Origin of the sequence: Okibacterium sp. HSC-33S16 (genome assembly GCF_024171565.1) — a bacterium.
Classification (GTDB): domain Bacteria; phylum Actinomycetota; class Actinomycetes; order Actinomycetales; family Microbacteriaceae; genus Mycetocola_A.
Map to the genome: position 1 here is coordinate 475533 of NZ_JALJZZ010000002.1, position 20054 is coordinate 495586.

Sequence of the window (20054 nt, forward strand, 5' to 3'; positions counted from 1 at the left end):
CGTGAGGGGCGCGTTACTCGGCGAGAACGCGGGGGGAGCGGCTGACGGCGATGGCGCCGGAGTCCGCTTGCTCGAGGGTGGGAACCTTCGAGCCGGGAAGAGAAGCGGCCGCAGCGCCGTGCGCGATGGCCTGGGCGAGACACCCAGCCGCGTCGTCGCCACGCTCGGAGGCCAGGAGGAAACCGGCGAGGGAGCAGTCACCGGCGCCAACGGTGCTGCGGGCCACAATGCGGGGGGCGGCGGCGCGGACAACGTCGCTGTCGGTGGCAAGCACGGCCCCACGGGATCCGAGGGTGATGAGGGCCGCGCCGAGACCGTGCTGCAACACCTGGTCCGCGATCTCGACTACGCTCGCGTCGTCGGAGCCGAGCAGCTCCGGGTCGACATCCGGAACCGCAATGCCAAGCGACGACGCCAGGTCGAAGAGCTCCTCGGCGTTGGGCTTGATGAGGTCGACCCGTTCGTCCGATGCGAGGAGGGCGGCGAGCGGCTCGCCCGAGCTGTCGACGGCGACGCGGGGGGCGGGAACGCCGCGGAGCGCAGCGTCGTTCCGTACCTCGTGCACGATGTGGGCGTAGAAGTCGCTGGGCAGACCGGGAGGCAGCGATCCTGCGAGAACCAGCCACGTGGCATCCGCAGATCTCGACACAATGAGGGTCATCAATGCAGCAGCCGTCGTCTCGGTAACGGGCGCACCGGGCTCGTTGAGCTTCGTGGTGGTGCCATCTGGTTCCGTGATGGTGGTGTTGGAGCGGATGGGCGCGGTAACCGGAACCGTCTCGGCCGGGATACCGTCGGCCAGGAGGGCGAGGACCATGGGGTCAGCGGACGCGCCCGGAAGCATCGCGAGGGTGGCGACGCCGGCGGTGTGCAGAGCGCGAGAGACGTTGACGCCCTTGCCGCCGGGTTCCTGGATAGCACGCGCCGCGCGTTGCACCGATCCACGCTCGAGCGGAGCGTCGAGGTCGATGGTGCGGTCGAAGGACGGGTTGAGGGTGACCGTGACAATCACGCGACGATCACCTCCACCTCGTCGGAGTCGAGCGCCGCCGAGAGAGTGCCGACCGGGTCACTGTTTGAGATCAGCGTGTCGAGTTCGCGCAGCTCGGCGAACCGGTAGAGCGCTTCGTCGCCGAGCTTGGACGAGTCGACGAGAGCGACCGTGCGTCGAGCGGCGCGGACCATGGCGGATTTCACCGAGGCTTCACGCTCTTCGGGGGTACTCAGGCCGAAATCGGCAGAGATGCCGTTCGCGCCGAGGAAGGCAACGTCAGGGCGCAGGTGGGCGAGTTGCTCGATCGTGCTACCGCCGACCGCTGCGCTCGTGACTCCGCGAACGCTTCCCCCGAGAAGGTGCAGGTCGATCGCAGGGTTGTGGTGAAGGAGCGCAGCGATGGGCACCGAGTTCGTGATGACCGTGATATTCGATGAGCCCTTGCCGCGCCAGTCGGCCAGGAGCTCAGCCAATGCCCCGGTTGTGGTGCCTGCGTCAAGCAACAGCGAACCGCGGAAGTCATCGCCGATGAGGTCGAACGCGGCTCTAGCGATCGCCATTTTGGCCTCGCGGGCCTCGCCGGATCGGTCGGCGACCGTGGACTCTACAACGCTCGTTTTGCCTGCGGCGACGGCTCCGCCGTGCACCCGGCGGAGAGCGCCCTGGCGTTCGAGGACGTCGAGGTCGCGGCGAACGGTTTCGGCCGTGACCGACAGGGAGTCGGACAATCCAGCGACGGTGACGCGGCCACTGGCCTGCAACAGTTCGGCGATGCGCTCGTGGCGTTCGATGGCATACATGTCGACGCTGACTCCTCGGACTTCTCTGAACCGGAATTCGCTGGACGATCCTTCGGCGAATCTTTGTTTCAGTGACTTTATGCCCGATTCTGTGGGAATGCAAGATTAACCGCAGAAAAAGCCAGAAATCTCCACATCCGATCGGAATGGGTGCGGGGATTAGAGGGTGAATCGGCCTTGGCCTAGAAAATCATGGGCCGATCGTCGTCGTCTTCGGTGGGCAGGTCCAGCTCAACCATGACGGGAACGTGGTCGCTCGGTGCTTCGCCTTTCCGCTCGTTCCGGTGAATGGAGGCACCAGTGACGAGGTCAGCGAAGTCGGGCGAGCCGAAGATGAAGTCGATGCGCATGCCTTCGTTGCGCGGGAACTTGAGCTGTTTGTAATCCCAGTAGGTGAATCCCTCCGGAACGAGCGGCCGCACAACATCGGTGAGCCCGATGTCGCCGAAGGCGGCGATGGCGGCGCGTTCGGGCGGGGAGATGTGGGTCGAGAGGCCCGGAACGAGGTTGGGATCGCCCATATCGGAATCGAGCGGAGCGACGTTGAAGTCGCCCATGAGCGCGAGCGGAACACCGGGGTTCGCCGAAAGCCAGCCGCCCATGTCTTCCTTGAGCTTGGTCAGCCAGTCGAGCTTGTACACGTAGTGCGGGTCATCGAGCGAGCGGCCGTTGGGAACGTACAGGCTCCACAGCCGGACACCGTTGATCGTCGCGCCCAGTGCGCGCGCCTCTTTCGGCAGGTCAGGTCCTTCTACGCCTTTCAGGAAGCCGGGCATCTCCGCAAAGGCGGTCGTGACATCCTCAATCGGAAGCCTGCTCGCGATCGCGACACCATTCCACTGGTTGAGACCGTGGATGGCGACCTCATAACCCGCGGCCTCGAATTGTTCGAGCGGAAACTGGTCTGGACGACACTTGATCTCCTGCATGGCCAGCACGTCGACGTCTTCACGCGCCATCCAGTCAACGGTGCGGGTGACACGGGCTCGAATGGAGTTGACGTTCCAGGTGGCGATTCGCATGATTCAACGCTAGCCGAGACCGACGACGCTTCCGTGCGCCAAGATGGGGTAATGGCTTCCCTCTCCGTCGGCTATTCGGCGATGCTCTCGCAGTTCGCCCCGCAGGAGGCTGTCGCGCTCAGCGCGCTCGCCGAGCAGCACGGGTTCGATGGAGTGATGGCTGCCGACCACTTCCAACCATGGGTGCCGCAACAGGGCGAGTCATCGTTTGTCTGGAGTGTGCTGGCTGCGCTGGGCGAGCGCACCACCGGCAATTTCGGACCCGGCGTCACTGCGCCCACGTTCCGCTGGCACCCGGCCATGGTGGCGCAGGCCTCGGCAACGCTCGGTGCCATGTACCCCGGCCGGCATTGGCTCGGGCTCGGCTCCGGAGAAGCGCTCAACGAGCATATTGTCGGCGCATATTGGCCCGAAGCGCACGAGCGCATTAGCCGCATGTTTGAGGCGGTCGACATCATCAAGAAGCTCTTCGCCGCGTCGCTGGCCGGTCGAGACGTCAAGCACTCGGGACCGTTCTACAAGCTCGAATCCACGCGACTGTGGACAATGCCCGCGGTTGCGCCGGAAATCCTCGTTGCAACATCCGGCCCCGTTACGGCCAAGCGTGCCGGCAAGACGGTCGACGGGCTCATCACGGTCGAAGCGCCGCGTGAAAAAATAGGCATGCTGCTGTCACGGTTCGATGAGGGCGCGCGCTCGATCGGTCGCGACCCGTCCACGATGACCAAGGTGTTGCAACTTCACCTGTCCTGGGCGTCGACCGACGAGGAAGCCCGCCGCAATGCGGTGGTGGAGTGGCCCAACGGCGGCATGCGGTTCCCGAAGTCCGACATCCGCTCGCCGTTCGAATTTGAGCAGATGGCGCGCATGGTCCGACCGGAGGACTTCGAGGGTCGGATGGTCATCTCCGCAGACCCCGACGTGCACCGGCGGCACATTCAGTCCTACGTCGACCTCGGTTTCGATCGGATTTACTTGCACAACGTTGGCCGCAACCAGCGCGAGTGGATCGAAACCTTCGGCCGCGATGTTCTTCCCCAACTCTCCCGATAGGTGGCAGTGTGCTGACAGTATTTGGACTCGACGGCATCGGTGAGATCACCGACGGCGACGACCTCGCAGCGGTGATCACGACGGCGGCGACCGGGCTCATTGAGGACGGTGACATCCTCCTCGTGACCTCAAAGATTGTGTCAAAGGCTGAGGGACGGATGCGTCACGCCGCCGATCGCGAACAGGCGATCACCGATGAGACGGTGCGCGTTGTTGCGCAGCGCGAGCATCCGAACGGCATTACTCGAATCGTCGAAAACCGGCTCGGACTAGTGATGGCCGCCGCAGGAGTCGACGCCAGTAACACCCCGGACGGGACCATCCTGCTGTTGCCGGTCGACCCCGACCGCTCGGCGCGGGAGCTCCGCGCTCACCTCTTCGTCAAACTTGGCATTCGGGTGGGCGTTGTCGTCACCGACACGGTGGGTCGGCCGTGGCGCGACGGGCAAACGGACATCGCCATCGGAGCAGCGGGTATCCGCGTTATTGATGACCTTCGCGGACAGACCGATGCCTCGGGTCGGCTGCTCACCGTGACCGCTGCCGCCGTCGCTGATGAGCTTGCGGCGGCTGGCGACCTGGTCAAAGGCAAGACAAGTGGACGCCCGGTCGCGGTCGCCCGCGGCATGGCGCACTTGGTCACCGACGAAGACGGCCCCGGCGCTCGGGCACTCGTGCGCGACGCCGAGCGCGACATGTTCCGGCTCGGAAGTGATGAGGCGTATGCGGCCGGATACGCGGCGGGACTCGCTGCGGCGAAGGTGGCCCGAGCCACTCCCGCGGGCTGAGCGTTTCGTCACCGCCGCAACAGGAAATAGTGCCCAAATCAGGATACTTTCGCCGGGAATGTCCTGATTTGGCGACTATTTCCTGATTTCGGCGTCACGCTGCATGAACGAACCATATGAACTGAGTCAGGTGGTGTCGAACGCGATGAGCGGCCGCCCGGTGCGTGGGTGCGTCAACACGTCGGCGCGGACGCCGTAGACGTCGCCAATCAATTCTGGCGTGAGAACGGATGCCACGTCGCCAGCAGCGACGACGCGCCCAGCGCTCAGCACAATGACCGAGTCGGCGTACGCCGCGGCAATGTTGAGGTCGTGAAGAGCCGCGATGGCGGTAATCCCGGCCGCCGTCTGCGCCCGGACGAGTGAGAGCAGGCTGAGTTGCGCGCGCACGTCGAGGTGGTTGGTTGGCTCATCGAGTAGCAACAGCCGCGGTTGTTGGGCCAGGGCGCGGGCGAGGTGTACACGCTGACGTTCACCTCCCGAGAGTGTGTCGAACGAGCGGTCGGCGAAAGCGCTCATGCCGACGGCGGCGAGGGCGTCCGACACGATGCGTCGATCGCCCTCGCTCTCGGCGGAGAAGCGGCCGATGTGCGGAGTGCGGCCAAGCATGACCACGTCGGTCACGGCGAGTCCGGTGTCGCTGTCACCGTGTTGCTCGCTGAGGGCGACAATCCGGGCGCGGTCCCGTCGGCGGAGTCCGAGCAGGTCGGAACCGTCGAACAGCACAGCGCCGCTCTCGGCGGGCAGTGTTCCGACGAGGAGGTGCAGGAGCGTCGACTTTCCGGCACCGTTCGGGCCGATCACCGCCCCGAACGAGCCGATCGGAACTGTGACGTCGACTCCATCGAGCACGAGTTTGCCGTCGCGCCGGAAGGAAACGCGACTGGCGGCCAGTGCGGAAACGTTCGCGACAGCATCCGTCGTCGAATTTGTGGTGACGTCGGTCACGAGATCCTCCGGGACTTGAGAAGCAGAAGCGCGAAGACTGGGGCGCCGACGACCGCCGTTAGGATGCCGACGGGCAGTTCGCGCGGGTCGAACAGGGTGCGAGCACCGGTGTCGATCCAGACCAGGAAAATGGCGCCGGCAAGGGCGGAGAGAGGAAGAACGACTCGGTTGCGCTGACCGGCGACCAGTCGGACCGCGTGCGGGAGGATCAGGCCGACGAAGCCGATCGATCCGGAGACCGAGACCATGGCGCCGGTGAGGAGCGCGGTCGCGGTGAGGAGGATCCAGCGGGTCGAGTTGACGCCGATGCCGAGCGCCGACGCGGCCGTGTCGCCGAACGCGAAGGCGTCGAGGGTGCGGCCGGTAAGCATCAGCGGGATGCCGACAATCACGAGGGCACCGATGCCGATCGCGACGGCAGGCCAGCGCGCGCCGCTCAGCGAGCCGAGTAGCCAGCTCAGGATCTCCCGGTAGGTGTCTCCGGTGGCTGACCAGAAGATGATGAGGCTTGTGAGCGCTCCGAAAAAACTCGAGACGGCGAGGCCGGCCAGCACGGTGCGGGTCGGCGTGAGGGCACCGACCGCCCCGGCCAGCCCGAGCGTTGCCACGAGGGCGGCGATGGCTCCGGCGAAGGCGGCGACCGGGAGCACAACGCCGAGTCCGAGCAGGATCACGGCGACGGCACCGAGCGAGGCGCCGGACGACAGGCCGAGCAGGTAGGGATCGGCGAGCGGGTTGCGCGTGAGCGCCTGCATCACCGTGCCGGAGAGGGCGAGCCCGGCACCGACCGCAGCGGCCGTGAGCACGCGGGGCATCCGCAGTTCCCAGACGATGCCGTCGCGCAGGGGCGAGAGGGCTTCGCCGCCGAGTGCGGTCGGGGAAAAGCCGAGGTGGCCGAGAATCGAGCCCCACACCTCGGTCGCTCGAATGTCGGCCGGGCCAAAAGTGACGGTGACAACGAGCGACACGAGCAGGAGAACCGAGAGTGCGATCACCCACACGGCCGTCGGCAGCCCGCGTAACGCCCGGCGGCGGGGAGGGGTCAGCCCCGCCGCCGGTGCGTCGATCGCGGTTGTTGTCGTCACAGGCCGAGCGCCTCCAGCTGAGTCGAGATCGACGTCGCTGCTTCAACGTTGCGCACCCCGGCCTCGCCGGTGGCGAAGGGAACGGTGACGTAGCGCTTGTTCACGACGGCATCGAGTTTCGCGGTGGCCGGGTTCGACTCGAGAACACCGATTTTCTTCTCGGCGCTGCCCCAGTCGGAGACGACCAGGACGATGACGTCGGGATTAGCGTCGACGACAGCTTCCCAGTTGAAGGAGGTCCAGGACTCGTCGACATCGGCAGCGATGTTGGTCAGCCCGACGGCGTCCATGATCATCTGCGGCGCGCCGGATCCGGCGCCAACGTAGGGCGTGTCTGACCCGCTCGAGTACCAGAGCGCGGTCACATCCTCGACCGGCTTGATCGCCTTGAGCTGCGTCTTCTGGGTGTCGACCAGCTCCGTCGCCGCATCGGTGACATTGAAGATCGAGCCGACCTCGCCAATGTGGGCGAAGACGTCGTCGAAACTCAGCGATTCCGGGGCGTATTCCGGTTCCTGGCATGCGGCGGGCGAGACGTAGGTGTTCACGCCGAGCGACTGCAAGTCAGCGCGCTCGCCGGCACCGTCGGCCGAGAAGTTCGATTCCCAACCGGCGTAGATGAAGTCGGGCTCCAGGTTGAGCACGGCCTCCTGGCCCGGCACCTTGTCGCTGATCACCGGAACGTCAGCACCACCGAGGTCTTCGGGCAACGGCCCGTCGGGGAACGCGCGCCCGATGAGCGCATCCTCGAGACCGAGGGCGAGCAACATTTCAGTGGTCGTCGACTTGATCGTCAGCACACGCTCGGGCGCCTTCTCGATGGTCACCTCGGTGCCGCAGTTGTCGAGGGTGAGCGGGTAGCTGGCGGCTGTTGGTGTCGCCGATTCTTTCGGTGAGACGGATGCCGCGGGGCTGGCACACGCAGACACCGCGAAAAGCGAGGCGGCAACGCCGATCGCGGCCAGGGGCCGTGCGAGACGGGGAACGGAAAAAGGGGAAGTCATGAAACCTCGGATTCGGATGCGCAGGGGTGAGAGAGCACGCCACGTACTTCTCTCGACCAGCCACCCAAATCCGGGCAAGCTCGACCGGTCATACCCAACCGGCGGTCTGTTTCCAGACTACAACTCGGCTGGCGGCCGCCCAACCATGTCAGGACAGAACGTCTTTCGTGGCGAAGCGGCCGTAGGCCAGAGCGAAGAACACGGCGATATAACCCAACTGCATCAGGGCGTTGGTGCCGAACTCGCTGAGGTCGGCAGGTTGGCTCAGCAGTCCCGCGAAACCGAGCCAGTGCTGCGTGAACAGCCACGGGTGCAACCACTCGAGCTGCGGCAGGGCTCCGAGTATTTGCGAAACCACCGACAGGAGGACGGTCGCTGCCATGGCGCCAACCGGCACCGAGGTCAGTGTGGAGATGAAGAGACCAATCGCGCACAGCCCGAGCAGTGACACTGTGACGTATGCGGCCACGAGCAGCGATCGCCACACCGACTCGGCAACACCGATGGTCTCGCCGGAGAGCAGGGTGACCGGCCCAACCGGAAAGAGGAGTGCGCCGATGAGGGACCCGACAACCAAAAGAGTGAGTGTTGCTGCCAGGCAAAACGCGGCCGCGCCAGCGAACTTCACCAGAAGGAGTCTCAACCGACCGGCTGGCGACACGAGGAGGTAGCGCAGGGTGCCGAGCCCGGCCTCGCCGGCGATCGTGTCGCCGGCGACGACACCGATGGTGAGGGGAAGAAACAGGGGGATCGCGACGACGGTGGCCGTGAAGCTCACGAACAGACCGTTTTGCGTGACGCGGTCAAGGAATGGTGGCCCTTCGCCGGGATCCAGTTCGCTCGCGGTGAGTCGAACTGCGACCGCCAGGAGGATCGGGATGAGCGCGACGGCGGCCAGCATGGCCCAGGTGCGTCGGCGGGAAAACAGTACGGACAGCTCGCTGCCGAGGAGGTCGAGCCCGGGCGAAGAACGACGCGCCACCGTGGTGTCAGGAACGGACATCGAATCCCTCCCCGGTGAGTGCGACAAAGCGCTCCTCCAGGCTGGCCTCTTCGATCCCGTATCCGCGAACGCGCACACCGGCCTCGAGTAGGGCAGGCAAGAGACGGTCAGGATCGAGTTCCGTCGATGGTGGAAGGAGGGCACTCACCTCGGGGTGGGCCTCGTTCGGAGACGTTAGAGCCGGGAGCAGACCGAACCGGGCAAGTACGCTTTCGGCTGTCGAAGCATCCGGTGTTTGAACGCGCACGTGTGATTCGCCAGCGCCCCGCAGCTCATCGAGTGAGCCCTGCGCGACAATCGAGCCGGCGCTCATGATCGCGGCGTGGGTGCACATCTGTTCCACTTCGGCCAGCAGGTGGCTGGAAACAAAGACCGTGGTGCCTTCCGCAGCGAAAGAGTGGACGAGGTTGCGGACTTCACGCGTGCCCTGTGGGTCGAGGCCGTTCGTCGGTTCGTCGAGGACGAGGAGATCCCGAGGGGAAAGCAGCGCGTTCGCGATGCCGAGTCGCTGCTTCATGCCGAGCGAGTATGCACCGGCCTTCTTCGATGCCGCGTTCGTGAGCCCGACACGCTCGAGTGCCGCGTTCACGCGCTCAGGGCGGGTCCGACGCGACGCGTGACGATCTGCGGTGTCGAAGCGGTGGAGATTCGCTCGGCCGGTGAGAAACGGGTAGAAGGCGGGTCCCTCAACGAGTGCGCCGACGCGGGGTAAGACGTTCCGCAGTTTGTCGGGCATGCGCTCGCCGAGTACCCGGATCTCGCCGTCGGACGGGGTGATCAGGCCGAGCAGCATGCGGATGGTGGTTGTCTTTCCTGACCCGTTCGGGCCGAGGAAGCCAAACACTGAGCCGCGGGGCACGGCAAGGTCAATGGAGTCGACCGCTGTTTGGGTGCGGAACCGCTTGGTGAGGCCTCGACTGTCTATTGCGAGGTCGGCGGCCGCGGATGCCGTCACTCTGTGTTCGCCGCGGCCTGCAACCGATCGACGGTCACGGACCCGGCAAACACCCGGCCGTCGTCGGTCAGCAGCACGTTGAGGAGCGACGTTGAGAGAAGACGTCCGCCGTCCACCGCGGTGGTGAGTTGATCGAGTAGCGGGTTGTCGGCGAATCCGTCTGGAGCGCTTCCGGCGGGAAGAGCCACGATGGTCTCCCACCCGGTGCCGAGTGTTGTGACGCCGCTCTCCGTACCGGGATTGTGTTCACCGTTCGGCGGCATCGACGGGAAGGGTTGCTCTTCTACCGTCACACCGTCCCCGGGCGTGTAGGTGAAGAGGTCGGCGGCCGGGTCAGACAGGTCGATGGACGTGAAGCCGATGCGAAGCGCGGGCTCATCCTGGCCCGCTGCCGAGACGGTGACCTGAAGCGGGAGCCCGGTCTCGGAGTCAACGGCGATGGACACTGACTCGGCCAGGGTGCCAGACACCTTGGGGGTGAGAACCAGTTCGTAAACGGTGCGGCCAGCGACTCGCGCGTCGGTGCCCACGGTGATGGTGGTGGTCGGTTCGAGCTCGGTCAGGAGGCGATCGGCCAGCTGGGGCGGAGTGAGCATTTCTCCGGTGTGAGTGTCGCCCTTCTCGTGGACCGACGTGTCGGCGGGGATGGCGACGTGTGTGGCAACGTTCGACTCTGAGTCGTAGAACCAGGCATCGTTGCCGTTGCTGACCGCTATTCGCTCGGCGAGCTGGTCTTTTACCTGAACCCGAACATTCTTCTCGCCGGAGACGTAGACGTTGGCGTCGTGAGTTCCGCTGAAGAGCTCGAGTGCCGCAGAGACGAGCTCGCTGGAGTCCTCGGCAGACAGGCCGGACGAGGGGCCACCCATCGACTGCGCCATTCCGGCGGCGTCGATGTCGGGCAATCCGAGTTCGGCCGTCTTCTCGACCGTGCCAGAGAACGTGTCCTCGGTGCTGTCCGACACGAGGAGCAGCACTTCTTTCGCCGTTTTGTCTGGCAGGTCGACGGCGGCTCCGGCCGACAGCGGGATGGCCACGACTCCGGCCGCGACCAGTGCGGGCACTGCGAGGGCGGGGAGCCACTTGAGAGATTTACGCGACACGATCAACATCCTTTGTCGGATCGAAGAGGTTCGCCATGATACGCCGCGGAACTGGGTTTTGACCTGAATAGAGAACCGAATCCTGCTTGTTAGCCGATGCTCTCAATTGTCGCCCACTCAACGTCGGTCACGCAGAGGCCACCCTCGGTCTCGCGGAGGAAAACGTCACTCGGCACGTTTTGGCCCGGGGTCAGGCCGTCGATACTGCCCTCGAGATTGATGTTCCAGCTCGGGTCTGCAGCGACTTGCTCCTGCCAGTACTCAGCGTGGAACCGTTCCGGCTCGCCGGCCGAGAGGCCTTCCCAGTCCTCGGGGTGGCCTAGATCAGCAACGCCGTCCGCACACATCAGGTCAGTACCCTCACCCGTCGCAACGGCTTCAATGAGGTGCTCGGTCGTGTCGATGACCCGGGCCCCGTCGCCACCCCAGATGAGTGCGTCCATCGAGCACCCGCTCAGCAGGACGATGAGCGCGCCCGCGGCCCCGAGCGATAAGGCTCGAGAGACACGGTTCATGAGCACAACCTATCGGTGGCCGGTCCCTGGCGCCATCATTGATCGTTCGACGGTCAGCCCGTCAGCGCGACGCTTGCCAAAGCATCCGCCACGAAATCAACCTCGTCATGCAGCACACCCGCGGTCACTCGCACAAAGGACCCGGCGTCGGGAGAAGACAGGTACGGCGTTCCGCCCGCAACACGGATGCCCGCAGCTGACAGGTGAACCAGCGCACCTCGTTCATCGTTCACCGGAATCCAGGTGTTGAGCCCATCGGCCAGCGTCGCGAAGTAGCCACGGCGGGTGAGCGCAGTAGCCAGGGCCTTTTGCCGCGAGAAGTACACCATCCGTGCTTCATTGACCGCGTTGACCGCTGCATTCTCAGTCAACAGTTCGGCGAGGATCGTCTGAACCATCCGGCTGGTCCACCCGGTGGTGAGCATGCGCCGCGACACGATGCGGTGCACGAGATCGCCGGGGCCGCCGAGCGCCGCGATACGGAGATCCGGACCGTGCGTCTTCGAAAAACTGCGGACGTGGAGGACTTGGGTGGGGAGGAACATGCCGAGGCTGACATCCGGCTCGGTGCTGATGCCTGCCGAGTGATCATCCTCGATAACGACCGCGTCGCTCGCGTGCCGGGAGGAGGAGATGACCTTCGCCAACTCGCGGGCCCTGTCCTCGGTCATCGACGCACCGGTCGGATTGTGTGCTCGAGGTTGCAGCACGATCGCGCGTGGCGATGACGGGAGGGCTTTCGCGAGCGCGGCAGGAAGCATCCCGAATTCATCAAGGGCAACCGGGATGCGTACGGCGCCGAGGGAATCGAGGAGATCGAAGAAGGGCGGGAAGGTCGGGTCTTCGATGATGACCCGGTCGCCGAAGCGCACGACCTGTTCGAGGGCGCGCGACATTCCGTCGAGGGCCCCGTCGACGACAGTGATGGCGTCAGCACGGTACGGCCACGTTCTCGTCAGTTCGGCATGGAGGGCGGGGATAACCGGTTCATCGGTGTAGCTGAACGTCGTCGCGTGTTCGGACAGGCGTGAGAGTGCAGGTCCGAGTGCGGGTAAGAGGGCGTCATCCGGGGTGCCGCGAGACAGGTCGATTCGTGTTTGCTCGCCGTAACCGGCCATGCGCTGCATACGCGGGCTGAGCCAAGGCATCGCTGCCTGCCGCACGAAACTGCCGCTCCGACCGCGGGACACGATGAGACCGACGGTCGACAGGGCTTGCCACGCTGCACTCACCGTCGCGGGACTAACCGCCAGTTCTGCGCCGAGTTCTCGCACCGTTGGGAGCCGGTCACCGGGAGCCAGCTGGCCGGAATTGATGAGCCGAGCCAGGGCAGCCGCGATGCCCTGGGGGGAGCGATCGTCTATGAGTTCTGCGAACGACTCAGTCATCAGAGGAGGCCTCATCCCGAATTGGGTATTTACGAACGCGTCACAGAGGGAAACAATGGAGAAATGTTCAACTCGAATAATAACAAATGAGCGGAACAGCAAAACCGTCTAACGGACCGAGGAACTGACCTCAATTCGACGGACACCGACAACGGCGTAATACCTACCGCTCAATGACGACACGGAGGCTAGAGATGACTGTAGTTCGCGCGGCAATCACCCAGACGACCTGGACCGGCGACAAAGAATCCATGATCGCGAAACACGAACAGTTCGCACGAGACGCAGCGAAAGACGGAGCGCAGATCATCTGCTTCCAGGAGCTGTTCTACGGACCGTATTTCGGAATCACGGAGGACAAGAAGTACTACGAGTTCGCCGAGCCGGCCGACGGGCCGATCGTCCAGCGCTTCGCGAAGCTCGCGAAGGAACTGGGCCTCGTGATGGTTCTTCCGATCTACGAGGAAGACATGCCTGGCGTCTACTACAACACCGCTGTCGTCGTTGACGCAGACGGCACCATCCTCGGCAAGTACCGCAAGCACCACATCCCCCACCTCGAGAAGTTCTACGAGAAGTTCTACTTCCGCCCCGGCAACATGGGCTACCCGGTCTTCGACACCGCGGTGGGACCCGTCGGTGTCTACATTTGCTACGACCGCCACTTCCCCGAGGGCTGGCGAGAGCTGGGGCTCAACGGAGCCCAGATCGTGTTCAACCCGAACGCGACGAAGCCCGGCTTGTCCAACCGCCTCTGGGACCTCGAGCAGGCAACGGCCGCGGCCGCCAACGGCTACTTCGTTGCAGCGCCCAACCGGGTCGGAACCGAAGACAACGAGTACGGCGACCTCGCCGTCACCTTCTATGGCACCAGCCAGTTCGCTGACCCGCAGGGCAACTTCGTCGGAGAGCGCGGCAGCTCGGAGCACGAGGACATCGTCATCCGCGACCTCGACCTCGACATGATCAAAAAGGTGCGCGACGACTGGCAGTTCTACCGAGACCGTCGTCCGGAGTCCTACACGTCGATCCCGAAGCCATAACCGGATACCGGACGCGAGGAGGAATCATGAAGACCCTCATCAAAAACGGTACGGTCGTCAACTCAACGGGCTCTGCTCCGGCCGATGTGCTCATCGACGGCGAGACGATCGCCGCTGTATTGGCACCCGGCTCAAACCTGCTCGGCTTCGACGTCGAGAACAACGTCGACACGGTGATCGACGCAAGCGGAAAGTACGTCATCCCCGGTGGAATCGACGCTCACACCCACATGGAGATGCCGTTCGGCGGTACCTTCGCGAGCGACACCTTCGAGACCGGAACCCGCGCAGCCGCCCACGGAGGCACCACGAGCATCGTTGACTTCGTCGTGCAGTACGCGGGGGAGAACGTCCTCGACCAGTTCTCGCTCTGGCACGAGAAAGCTCGAAGCAACTGCGCCATCGACTACGGATTTCACCAGATTCTGAGCGACGTGCAGGACTCGTCGCTCACCGCGATGGACGAACTCGTCAGGGAGGGTGTCTCGAGCTTCAAGCTGTTCATGGCCTACAAAGGAGTGTTCCTCTCCGACGACGGACAGATCGTCAAGGCGATGCAGCGAGCGAGCGATAACGGATCAATGATCATGATGCACGCCGAAAACGGCAGCGTCATCGATCTTCTGGTGCAACAGTCGCTCGAAGCCGGTAAGACCGCGCCGTATTACCACGGCATCACGCGGCCCTGGCAGGCCGAAGAGGAAGCTACGCACCGTGCCATCATGCTGGCGAACCTGACCGGAGCTCCGCTGTACGTCGTGCACGTCAGCGCGAAACAGGCCGTCGAACAGATTGCCATGGCTCGCGACAACGGCCAGAACGTGTTCGGCGAAACCTGCCCGCAGTACCTCTATCTCTCGCTGGAAGACCAGCTCGGAGCGTCCAGTGAGGAGTGGGGCGACTTCGAAGGAGCCAAATGGGTGTGTTCAACTCCGCTGCGGTCGAAGCATGAGGGCCACCAGCACCACATGTGGCAGAGCCTGCGCACCAACGACATCCAGATGGTCTCGACCGACCATTGCCCGTTCTGCATGAAGGGGCAGAAGGACATGGGGCTCGGCAACTTCGCCAAGATTCCCAACGGCATTGGCAGCGTCGAGCACCGCATGGATCTGCTCTATCAGGGTGTTGTTGACGGAAAAATATCGCTCGAACGCTGGGTCGAAGTCACCTCAACCACACCGGCGCGCATGTTCGGCATGTACGGAAAAAAGGGAGTGCTGCAGCCCGGCGCAGACGGGGACGTTGTCATTTACAACCCCAACGGCCACACCTCGATCGGCGTCGGCAAGACCCACCACATGAACATGGACTACTCCGCTTGGGAAGGCTACGAGATCGACGGCCACGTCGACACCGTGCTCTCACGAGGAAAAGTCATCATCGACGACAACCAGTACCTGGGCACCAAGGGCGACGGCAAGTACGTCCACCGCGGCCTCAGCCAGTACCTGATCTAAGGGCATCCATGGACTTCGGAGCAGTAATCCAAACCAACCCGCCCGCCTCGAGAACCGTCCACCTCGCCAAGCTCGCCGAGCAGTACGGCTTCAGCCATGTCTGGACGTTCGACTCCCACCTGCTCTGGCAGGAGCCATACGTTATCTACAGCCAGATTCTCAACGAGACCAAACGCGTCACCGTTGGGCCGATGGTGACAAACCCGGCCACCCGCGACTGGACCGTCACGGCATCCACCTACGCGACCCTCAACGAGATGTACGGCAATCGCACGATCTGTGGAATCGGCCGAGGTGACTCAGCCGTGCGCACGACAAACGGGGCACCGACCAACCTGAAGACACTGCGGGAATCCATCCACGTCATCCGTGAACTGGCTAACTCCCGTCCGGTCGAATACAACGGTGCCACGGTGCAATTTCCGTGGAGCGTGGGTTCACAGCTGGACGTTTGGGTTGCGGCGTACGGCCCACTTGCGCTGAAGCTGACCGGCGAGGTGGGCGACGGCTTCATCCTGCAACTCGCAGACGTCGACATCGCGAAATGGATGATCAAGACGGTTCGGGATGCTGCGGAGAAGGTCGGTCGCGATCCGATGTCGATCAAATTTTGTGTCGCCGCGCCGATGTACATTGGCGACGACTGGGAGCACATGCGAGACCAGTGCCGCTGGTTCGGCGGCATGGTCGGCAACCACGTCGCCGACATCGTCGCCAAGTACGGCACCAGCGGCGCCATTCCCCAGGCGCTCACCGACTACATTCAGGGCCGCGAGTCCTACGACTACAACGAGCACGGTAAGGCGGGCAACAGTCACACCAGCTTCGTTCCTGACGAGATCGTCGACCGATTCTGCCTGCTCGGGTCGGCGAGCGACCACATCGAGAAGCTCGAAGAACTCAAGAGCATCGGCGTTGACCAATTCGCCGGATACCTCCAGCACGACAACAAGGAAGAGACGCTTCGGGTATACGGCGAGACCGTGATCCCGGCCCTCCGAGAAAAGATCGTGGCAACGGCATGACCGCCGAAAACCTCGCCCCAGCGATCCGTCGGCGCCGTGGCGCGCCGGCTCGCGAACTGGTGCGCTGGGGTTATGGATTACTCGGAATCCTCGTGATCGCCGCGGCCTGGGAGCTGTACAAGTTTCTGGGTCCGGCGGACGGCGTCGTGATCGCTGGGGCCCGGGTTCTTCCTCGCACGACCGACCTGGCCATGCCCCATACCTGGGACATGGTGGCACGGCTGTTCGACCCGGTCACCCGCTCGGCCACGGCCAATCCGCTGTGGCTCGAGGTGGCACTCGCAGCACTCACCACCCTGGGCATCGCTGCGGTCGGCTGGCTGGTCGGAATCGTGATCGGCTTCCTGCTCGCACTCGTGATGCAGCGGTGGCGGCTCGCCGAGTGGGGACTCCTGCCCTGGATCATCCTCAGCCAGACCGTGCCCCTGATCGCGTTCGCCCCCATCGTTCGAAGCTGGGGCTCTCGGATCGAAATCGGCGCGTTCGAATGGCAGGACTGGATGAGCGTCGCTGTAATCGCGTCGTACCTCGCGTTCTTCCCGATCGCGGTCGGCGCCCTCAAGGGACTGCAATCGCCGGATGTCATTCACACCGAACTGATGCGCACCTACGGCGTTGGCTGGTGGAAGACGCTTCTGAAACTGCGGATTCCGGCATCCGTTCCGTACCTTCTTCCTGCTCTCCGGCTTGGCGCGGCCAATGCCGTGGTCGGTGCTGTCGTCGCCGAGGTGTCGACGGGAATGCAGGGCGGCATCGGGCGCATCCTCATCCAATACGCGGGTCAGGCTAGCGGCGACCCCTCGAAAGCATGGGGGCCGATCTTCGGCTCGATCGTGCTCGGTCTCGCTGCGGCAGGCTCCGTCGCCATCCTCGGCGCCATTCTCAGGAACTACCGACGTGTGGAGATCAACGCGTGACTCAGCTACCCGAATCCTCATCCGCTCCGCGCAGCGACGCGGTCAGCGTGAAGGCCGTCGACAAGACCTTCGACACCCGTTCCGGCCAAGTCCAGGCGCTCACGTCCATCGACCTTACGGTGTCGGCCGGCGAATTTGTGTCGCTCATCGGACCGTCCGGATGCGGCAAGTCCACCCTGATGCGCCTCATTGCTGACCTCGACCAGCCGACGGCGGGAAGTGTCACCGTCTTCGGGAAAACCGCGTCACAAGCGCGGCGCGACCAGGATTACGGCATTGCCTTCCAGCAGGCCGGGCTCCTGCCGTGGCGCACAGTGGCCGCAAATGTCGGCCTCCCGCTTGAGCTGCACGGTGCGTCAAGTTCGGCGCGAAGTGCGCGCGTCGCGGAGCTACTCGACATGGTGGGGCTGAGTGACTTCGCTGACCGGTATCCCGACCAACTCTCCGGCGGAATGCAGCAACGCGTTGCCATTGCTCGCTCGCTGGCCGAGAAGCCCGACCTGCTCCTCATGGACGAGCCGTTCGGCGCCCTCGACGAAATGACGCGGGAGCGGATGCAGACCGAGTTGCTGCGCATCTGTGCCGAGACCGGCGCAGCCGTTGTGTTCGTCACCCACTCCATTCCCGAGGCCGTATATCTCTCCGACCGGGTCGTCGTTATGTCACCCCGACCGGGACGCATTCAGGAGATCGTGCCGATGGCGTTGACCCGGGACCCCGAACATGCCGAGGCGCTTCGCGAGGAGCGTGCGTTCTTCGACGGCGTCACCGCTGTGCGCGAAGCGCTGCACACGGGGTCCCCGGTTCCGACCGGGGCGCGCGGAGTGGAGAACCGCTGATGGTTCTGACGCTGTCTGAGAAGCCACGCGCCACGGCGAGCCAGGAATCGGCGCTCAGAATTCTGGCTCCCGTTGCGGTCGGCCTCGTCGTCCTCGGCGTGTGGCAGTTCCTGGTCAGCGTGGTGGGAATCAGTGATTACCTTTTGCCGAGCCCGGTGGCCATCGCCGGACAGTTCATCGAGTTCTTTCCATCGATCGTTGCCGCGACCGGAATGACCGGGCTCAACGCGCTGCTCGGGTTGATTGTGGGGTCGCTCCTCGGCATTTTGCTGGCGGCGCTCGCCGCCGGATGGCGACCGATCGATCAGATGAGTGCTCCCATCGTTGCATCGCTCGCCGTCATTCCGATCGTCGCCCTCGCTCCGGTGCTCAACTCCATGTTCGGCGCAGACAGCCAGTTTGGTCGTCAGGCCATTGCCGGGCTCGCGTCGTTCGTGCCGGTTTTCATCAACACGCTTCGGGGTTTTCGCCAGACGCTTCCGGTTCACCGCGACCTCATGAAGGTCTATGCGGCCAGTTCGGGCCAAATTGTTCGCACCGTGACGCTGCCGACGGCCGTCCCGTTTGTCTTCACAGGCATCCGCATTGCGTCATCTCTTGCGGTTATCTCCGCACTGGTTGCCGAGTATTTCGGTGGACCGCGCGGAGGGCTCGGAGGGCTGATCTCAACGTCGGCCGCGTCGAGTGCCTACCCGCGAGCGTGGGCGTACGTCGTCGCCTCGATCGTGCTCGGACTCGTCTTTTTCCTCGTCACACTCGCGCTGGAACGCCTCGCAACCCGAAGCAGGCAGCGCTCCTCACTGTCCTGAGCCCGCCGGGCTCAGGGGCAACCGCACCATCCCCGCTCCGCCCCCGCACCACCTGCAGCACTCGATTGAAAGGACGCACCATGAAACACAGCACACGTCGCTTTGCGACGGTGGGTGCGCTGGCCGCAACGGCCGCGCTCGTACTCTCCGCTTGTTCAGGACCAGCCGACACCGGGTCCGGAGGAAACGAAAATGCAGGTGACAGCCTGACCGAAGTTAAACTGCAGCTGCAATGGCTGCCGCAGGGCCAGTTCGCCGGTTACTTCGCCGCCCTTGACCAGGGCTACTTCGAGGACGAGGGTCTCGACGTCGAAATCATCCCGTCTGGCGGTGACATCGTTCCGCAGGATGCGCTCGCCAACGGAGACGTCGACTACGCCATCGCCTGGGTGCCCAAGGTTCTCGGCTCGATCGAGGCCGGTGCCAACGTCACCAACATCGCCCAGATCTTCCAGCGCTCAGGAACACTTCAGGTGTCATGGGCCGACTCGGGCATCGAGAGCGTCGCCGACTTCGAAGGCAAGAAAATCGGCTCGTGGGGCTTCGGCAACGAGTGGGAAATCTTCGCGGCCATGGCTGCGGAGGGGCTCGACTCGTCGACGGTTGAGATCATCACACAGGACTTCAACATGAACGCCTTTTTGCAGGGTGACATCGACGCAGCGCAGGCGATGACCTACAACGAGTACGCACAGCTGCTCGAGACGACGGATCCGGAGACGGGTGAGCTCTACACCGAGGACGACTTCAACGTCATCAGCTATGAGGACACCGTCGGCGCGATGCTGCAGGATGCCATCTGGGCTGACACCGAAAAGCTCGAGGGTGACGAGGAGTACCAGGAGACCACCGTCTCCTTCCTCAAGGCCGTCGTGAAGGGTTGGATCTACGCAGCCGAAAACCCGGAGGAAGCATCGCAGATCACCCTCGACGCTGGCTCCGGCTGGGGTCCGAGCCACGAACTCTGGATGGTCAACGAGACCAACAAACTCATCTGGCCGGCCGCCAACGGCATCGGCATCATCGACGAGGCAGCGTTCGACAAGACCGTCCAGGGTGCTCTCTCCGCTGTCAACGAGCAGGGAGCCGCACTCATCAAGGAAGAGCCCCCGGCAGGGGTCTGGACCAACGACTACATCCAGAAGGCTCTCGATGAGCTTGAGGACGAAGGCGTCGACACCAAGGGTGAAGGTTTCACTCCGATCAAGGTCACCCTCGAGGAGGGCGGCAACTAACACTCCTGATCCCGGGCGGGGAGCTTCGGCTTCCCGCCCGGGGAACCACCGCACGAAACGCACAAAGG

Annotated in this window: 20 protein-coding genes; 9 read left to right on the top strand and 11 right to left on the bottom strand. The window is 64.1% G+C overall.

The features are described from left to right. Positions 1 to 13: 13 nt before the first annotated feature. The 3 genes from L1277_RS07420 to L1277_RS07430 form a co-directional block, all read right to left on the bottom strand. The gene (locus L1277_RS07420; protein ID WP_253375715.1) at positions 14 to 1012 is read right to left on the bottom strand and encodes a 1-phosphofructokinase family hexose kinase; all 999 of its coding nucleotides are present in this window, start codon (positions 1010 to 1012) and stop codon (positions 14 to 16) included. Next, positions 1009 to 1794, bottom strand: coding sequence for a DeoR/GlpR family DNA-binding transcription regulator (locus L1277_RS07425; RefSeq protein WP_253375716.1), 786 nt, complete (start codon positions 1792 to 1794; stop codon positions 1009 to 1011). Before L1277_RS07425 ends, L1277_RS07420 begins: the two co-directional genes overlap by 4 nt. Before the next feature lie 182 nt (positions 1795 to 1976). Next, on the bottom strand, positions 1977 to 2816 hold the full coding sequence (locus tag L1277_RS07430) for an exodeoxyribonuclease III (protein WP_253375717.1): 840 nt from the start codon (positions 2814 to 2816) through the stop codon (positions 1977 to 1979). A gap of 51 nt (positions 2817 to 2867) precedes the next feature. Here L1277_RS07430 and L1277_RS07435 point away from each other — a divergent pair, with 51 nt between their 5' ends. Together L1277_RS07435 and L1277_RS07440 are read left to right on the top strand one after the other, a co-directional pair. After that, entirely contained in the window at positions 2868 to 3869 is a 1002-nt protein-coding gene (locus L1277_RS07435; protein ID WP_253375718.1) for a TIGR03557 family F420-dependent LLM class oxidoreductase, read from the top strand. Between the two features lie 8 nt (positions 3870 to 3877). Further along, on the top strand, positions 3878 to 4657 hold the full coding sequence (locus tag L1277_RS07440) for a coenzyme F420-0:L-glutamate ligase (RefSeq protein WP_253375719.1): 780 nt from the start codon (positions 3878 to 3880) through the stop codon (positions 4655 to 4657). 126 nt (positions 4658 to 4783) lie between these two features. Here L1277_RS07440 and L1277_RS07445 read toward each other — a convergent pair whose 3' ends face one another. The 8 genes from L1277_RS07445 to L1277_RS07480 all read right to left on the bottom strand — a co-directional run bounded on the left by L1277_RS07445 (position 4784) and on the right by L1277_RS07480 (position 12658). Next, positions 4784 to 5605 carry an ATP-binding cassette domain-containing protein gene (locus L1277_RS07445; protein ID WP_308215081.1) on the bottom strand — a complete coding sequence of 274 codons (822 nt, stop codon included), beginning with the start codon at positions 5603 to 5605 and terminating at the stop codon, positions 4784 to 4786. Next, positions 5602 to 6690: a putative F420-0 ABC transporter permease subunit gene (locus L1277_RS07450; protein WP_374110182.1), complete on the bottom strand. Its 1089-nt coding sequence runs from the start codon at positions 6688 to 6690 to the stop codon at positions 5602 to 5604. Before L1277_RS07450 ends, L1277_RS07445 begins: the two co-directional genes overlap by 4 nt. Then, a complete protein-coding gene (locus tag L1277_RS07455) occupies positions 6687 to 7694 on the bottom strand; it encodes a putative F420-0 ABC transporter substrate-binding protein (protein ID WP_253375720.1) in 1008 nt (335 codons plus the stop codon). The genes L1277_RS07450 and L1277_RS07455 overlap by 4 nt, the downstream gene beginning before the upstream one ends. 148 nt (positions 7695 to 7842) lie before the next feature. Continuing rightward, positions 7843 to 8697 (bottom strand): ABC transporter permease, encoded by an 855-nt coding sequence (locus L1277_RS07460; protein WP_253375721.1) that lies wholly within the window; start codon positions 8695 to 8697, stop codon positions 7843 to 7845. After that, positions 8684 to 9652: an ABC transporter ATP-binding protein gene (locus L1277_RS07465; RefSeq protein WP_253375722.1), complete on the bottom strand. Its 969-nt coding sequence runs from the start codon at positions 9650 to 9652 to the stop codon at positions 8684 to 8686. Before L1277_RS07465 ends, L1277_RS07460 begins: the two co-directional genes overlap by 14 nt. After that, positions 9649 to 10755: a hypothetical protein gene (locus L1277_RS07470; RefSeq protein WP_253375723.1), complete on the bottom strand. Its 1107-nt coding sequence runs from the start codon at positions 10753 to 10755 to the stop codon at positions 9649 to 9651. Before L1277_RS07470 ends, L1277_RS07465 begins: the two co-directional genes overlap by 4 nt. 89 nt (positions 10756 to 10844) lie before the next feature. Continuing rightward, on the bottom strand, positions 10845 to 11270 hold the full coding sequence (locus tag L1277_RS07475; RefSeq protein ID WP_253375724.1) for a hypothetical protein: 426 nt from the start codon (positions 11268 to 11270) through the stop codon (positions 10845 to 10847). 53 nt (positions 11271 to 11323) lie between these two features. Continuing rightward, the gene (locus tag L1277_RS07480) at positions 11324 to 12658 is read right to left on the bottom strand and encodes a PLP-dependent aminotransferase family protein (RefSeq protein ID WP_253375725.1); all 1335 of its coding nucleotides are present in this window, start codon (positions 12656 to 12658) and stop codon (positions 11324 to 11326) included. 194 nt (positions 12659 to 12852) lie between these two features. Here L1277_RS07480 and L1277_RS07485 point away from each other — a divergent pair, with 194 nt between their 5' ends. From L1277_RS07485 to L1277_RS07515, 7 genes are all read left to right on the top strand, one after another. Further along, a complete protein-coding gene (locus tag L1277_RS07485; protein ID WP_253375726.1) occupies positions 12853 to 13701 on the top strand; it encodes a nitrilase-related carbon-nitrogen hydrolase in 849 nt (282 codons plus the stop codon). A 23-nt stretch (positions 13702 to 13724) separates the two neighbouring features. Further along, the gene (gene hydA, locus L1277_RS07490; protein ID WP_253375929.1) at positions 13725 to 15161 is read left to right on the top strand and encodes a dihydropyrimidinase; all 1437 of its coding nucleotides are present in this window, start codon (positions 13725 to 13727) and stop codon (positions 15159 to 15161) included. Between the two features lie 8 nt (positions 15162 to 15169). Next, a complete protein-coding gene (locus tag L1277_RS07495; protein WP_253375727.1) occupies positions 15170 to 16186 on the top strand; it encodes a TIGR03842 family LLM class F420-dependent oxidoreductase in 1017 nt (338 codons plus the stop codon). Then, the gene (locus tag L1277_RS07500) at positions 16183 to 17103 is read left to right on the top strand and encodes an ABC transporter permease (RefSeq protein ID WP_253375728.1); all 921 of its coding nucleotides are present in this window, start codon (positions 16183 to 16185) and stop codon (positions 17101 to 17103) included. Before L1277_RS07495 ends, L1277_RS07500 begins: the two co-directional genes overlap by 4 nt. Continuing rightward, the gene (locus L1277_RS07505) at positions 17100 to 17942 is read left to right on the top strand and encodes an ABC transporter ATP-binding protein (RefSeq protein WP_253375729.1); all 843 of its coding nucleotides are present in this window, start codon (positions 17100 to 17102) and stop codon (positions 17940 to 17942) included. The genes L1277_RS07500 and L1277_RS07505 overlap by 4 nt, the downstream gene beginning before the upstream one ends. After that, entirely contained in the window at positions 17942 to 18751 is an 810-nt protein-coding gene (locus tag L1277_RS07510) for an ABC transporter permease (protein WP_253375730.1), read from the top strand. The genes L1277_RS07505 and L1277_RS07510 overlap by 1 nt, the downstream gene beginning before the upstream one ends. A gap of 80 nt (positions 18752 to 18831) precedes the next feature. Beyond that, positions 18832 to 19986 (top strand): ABC transporter substrate-binding protein, encoded by a 1155-nt coding sequence (locus tag L1277_RS07515; RefSeq protein WP_253375731.1) that lies wholly within the window; start codon positions 18832 to 18834, stop codon positions 19984 to 19986. Positions 19987 to 20054: the final 68 nt, after the last annotated feature.

Coding starts and splice junctions, on each gene's coding strand:
- L1277_RS07425 (WP_253375716.1), bottom strand. CDS start 1,794: ATGTATGCCATCGAACGCCACGAGCGCATCGCCGAACTGTTGCAGGCC.
- L1277_RS07430 (WP_253375717.1), bottom strand. CDS start 2,816: ATGCGAATCGCCACCTGGAACGTCAACTCCATTCGAGCCCGTGTCACC.
- L1277_RS07435 (WP_253375718.1), top strand. CDS start 2,868: ATGGCTTCCCTCTCCGTCGGCTATTCGGCGATGCTCTCGCAGTTCGCC.
- L1277_RS07455 (WP_253375720.1), bottom strand. CDS start 7,694: ATGACTTCCCCTTTTTCCGTTCCCCGTCTCGCACGGCCCCTGGCCGCG.
- L1277_RS07460 (WP_253375721.1), bottom strand. CDS start 8,697: ATGTCCGTTCCTGACACCACGGTGGCGCGTCGTTCTTCGCCCGGGCTC.
- L1277_RS07475 (WP_253375724.1), bottom strand. CDS start 11,270: ATGAACCGTGTCTCTCGAGCCTTATCGCTCGGGGCCGCGGGCGCGCTC.
- L1277_RS07480 (WP_253375725.1), bottom strand. CDS start 12,658: ATGACTGAGTCGTTCGCAGAACTCATAGACGATCGCTCCCCCCAGGGC.
- L1277_RS07485 (WP_253375726.1), top strand. CDS start 12,853: ATGACTGTAGTTCGCGCGGCAATCACCCAGACGACCTGGACCGGCGAC.
- L1277_RS07495 (WP_253375727.1), top strand. CDS start 15,170: ATGGACTTCGGAGCAGTAATCCAAACCAACCCGCCCGCCTCGAGAACC.
- L1277_RS07500 (WP_253375728.1), top strand. CDS start 16,183: ATGACCGCCGAAAACCTCGCCCCAGCGATCCGTCGGCGCCGTGGCGCG.
- L1277_RS07510 (WP_253375730.1), top strand. CDS start 17,942: ATGGTTCTGACGCTGTCTGAGAAGCCACGCGCCACGGCGAGCCAGGAA.
- L1277_RS07515 (WP_253375731.1), top strand. CDS start 18,832: ATGAAACACAGCACACGTCGCTTTGCGACGGTGGGTGCGCTGGCCGCA.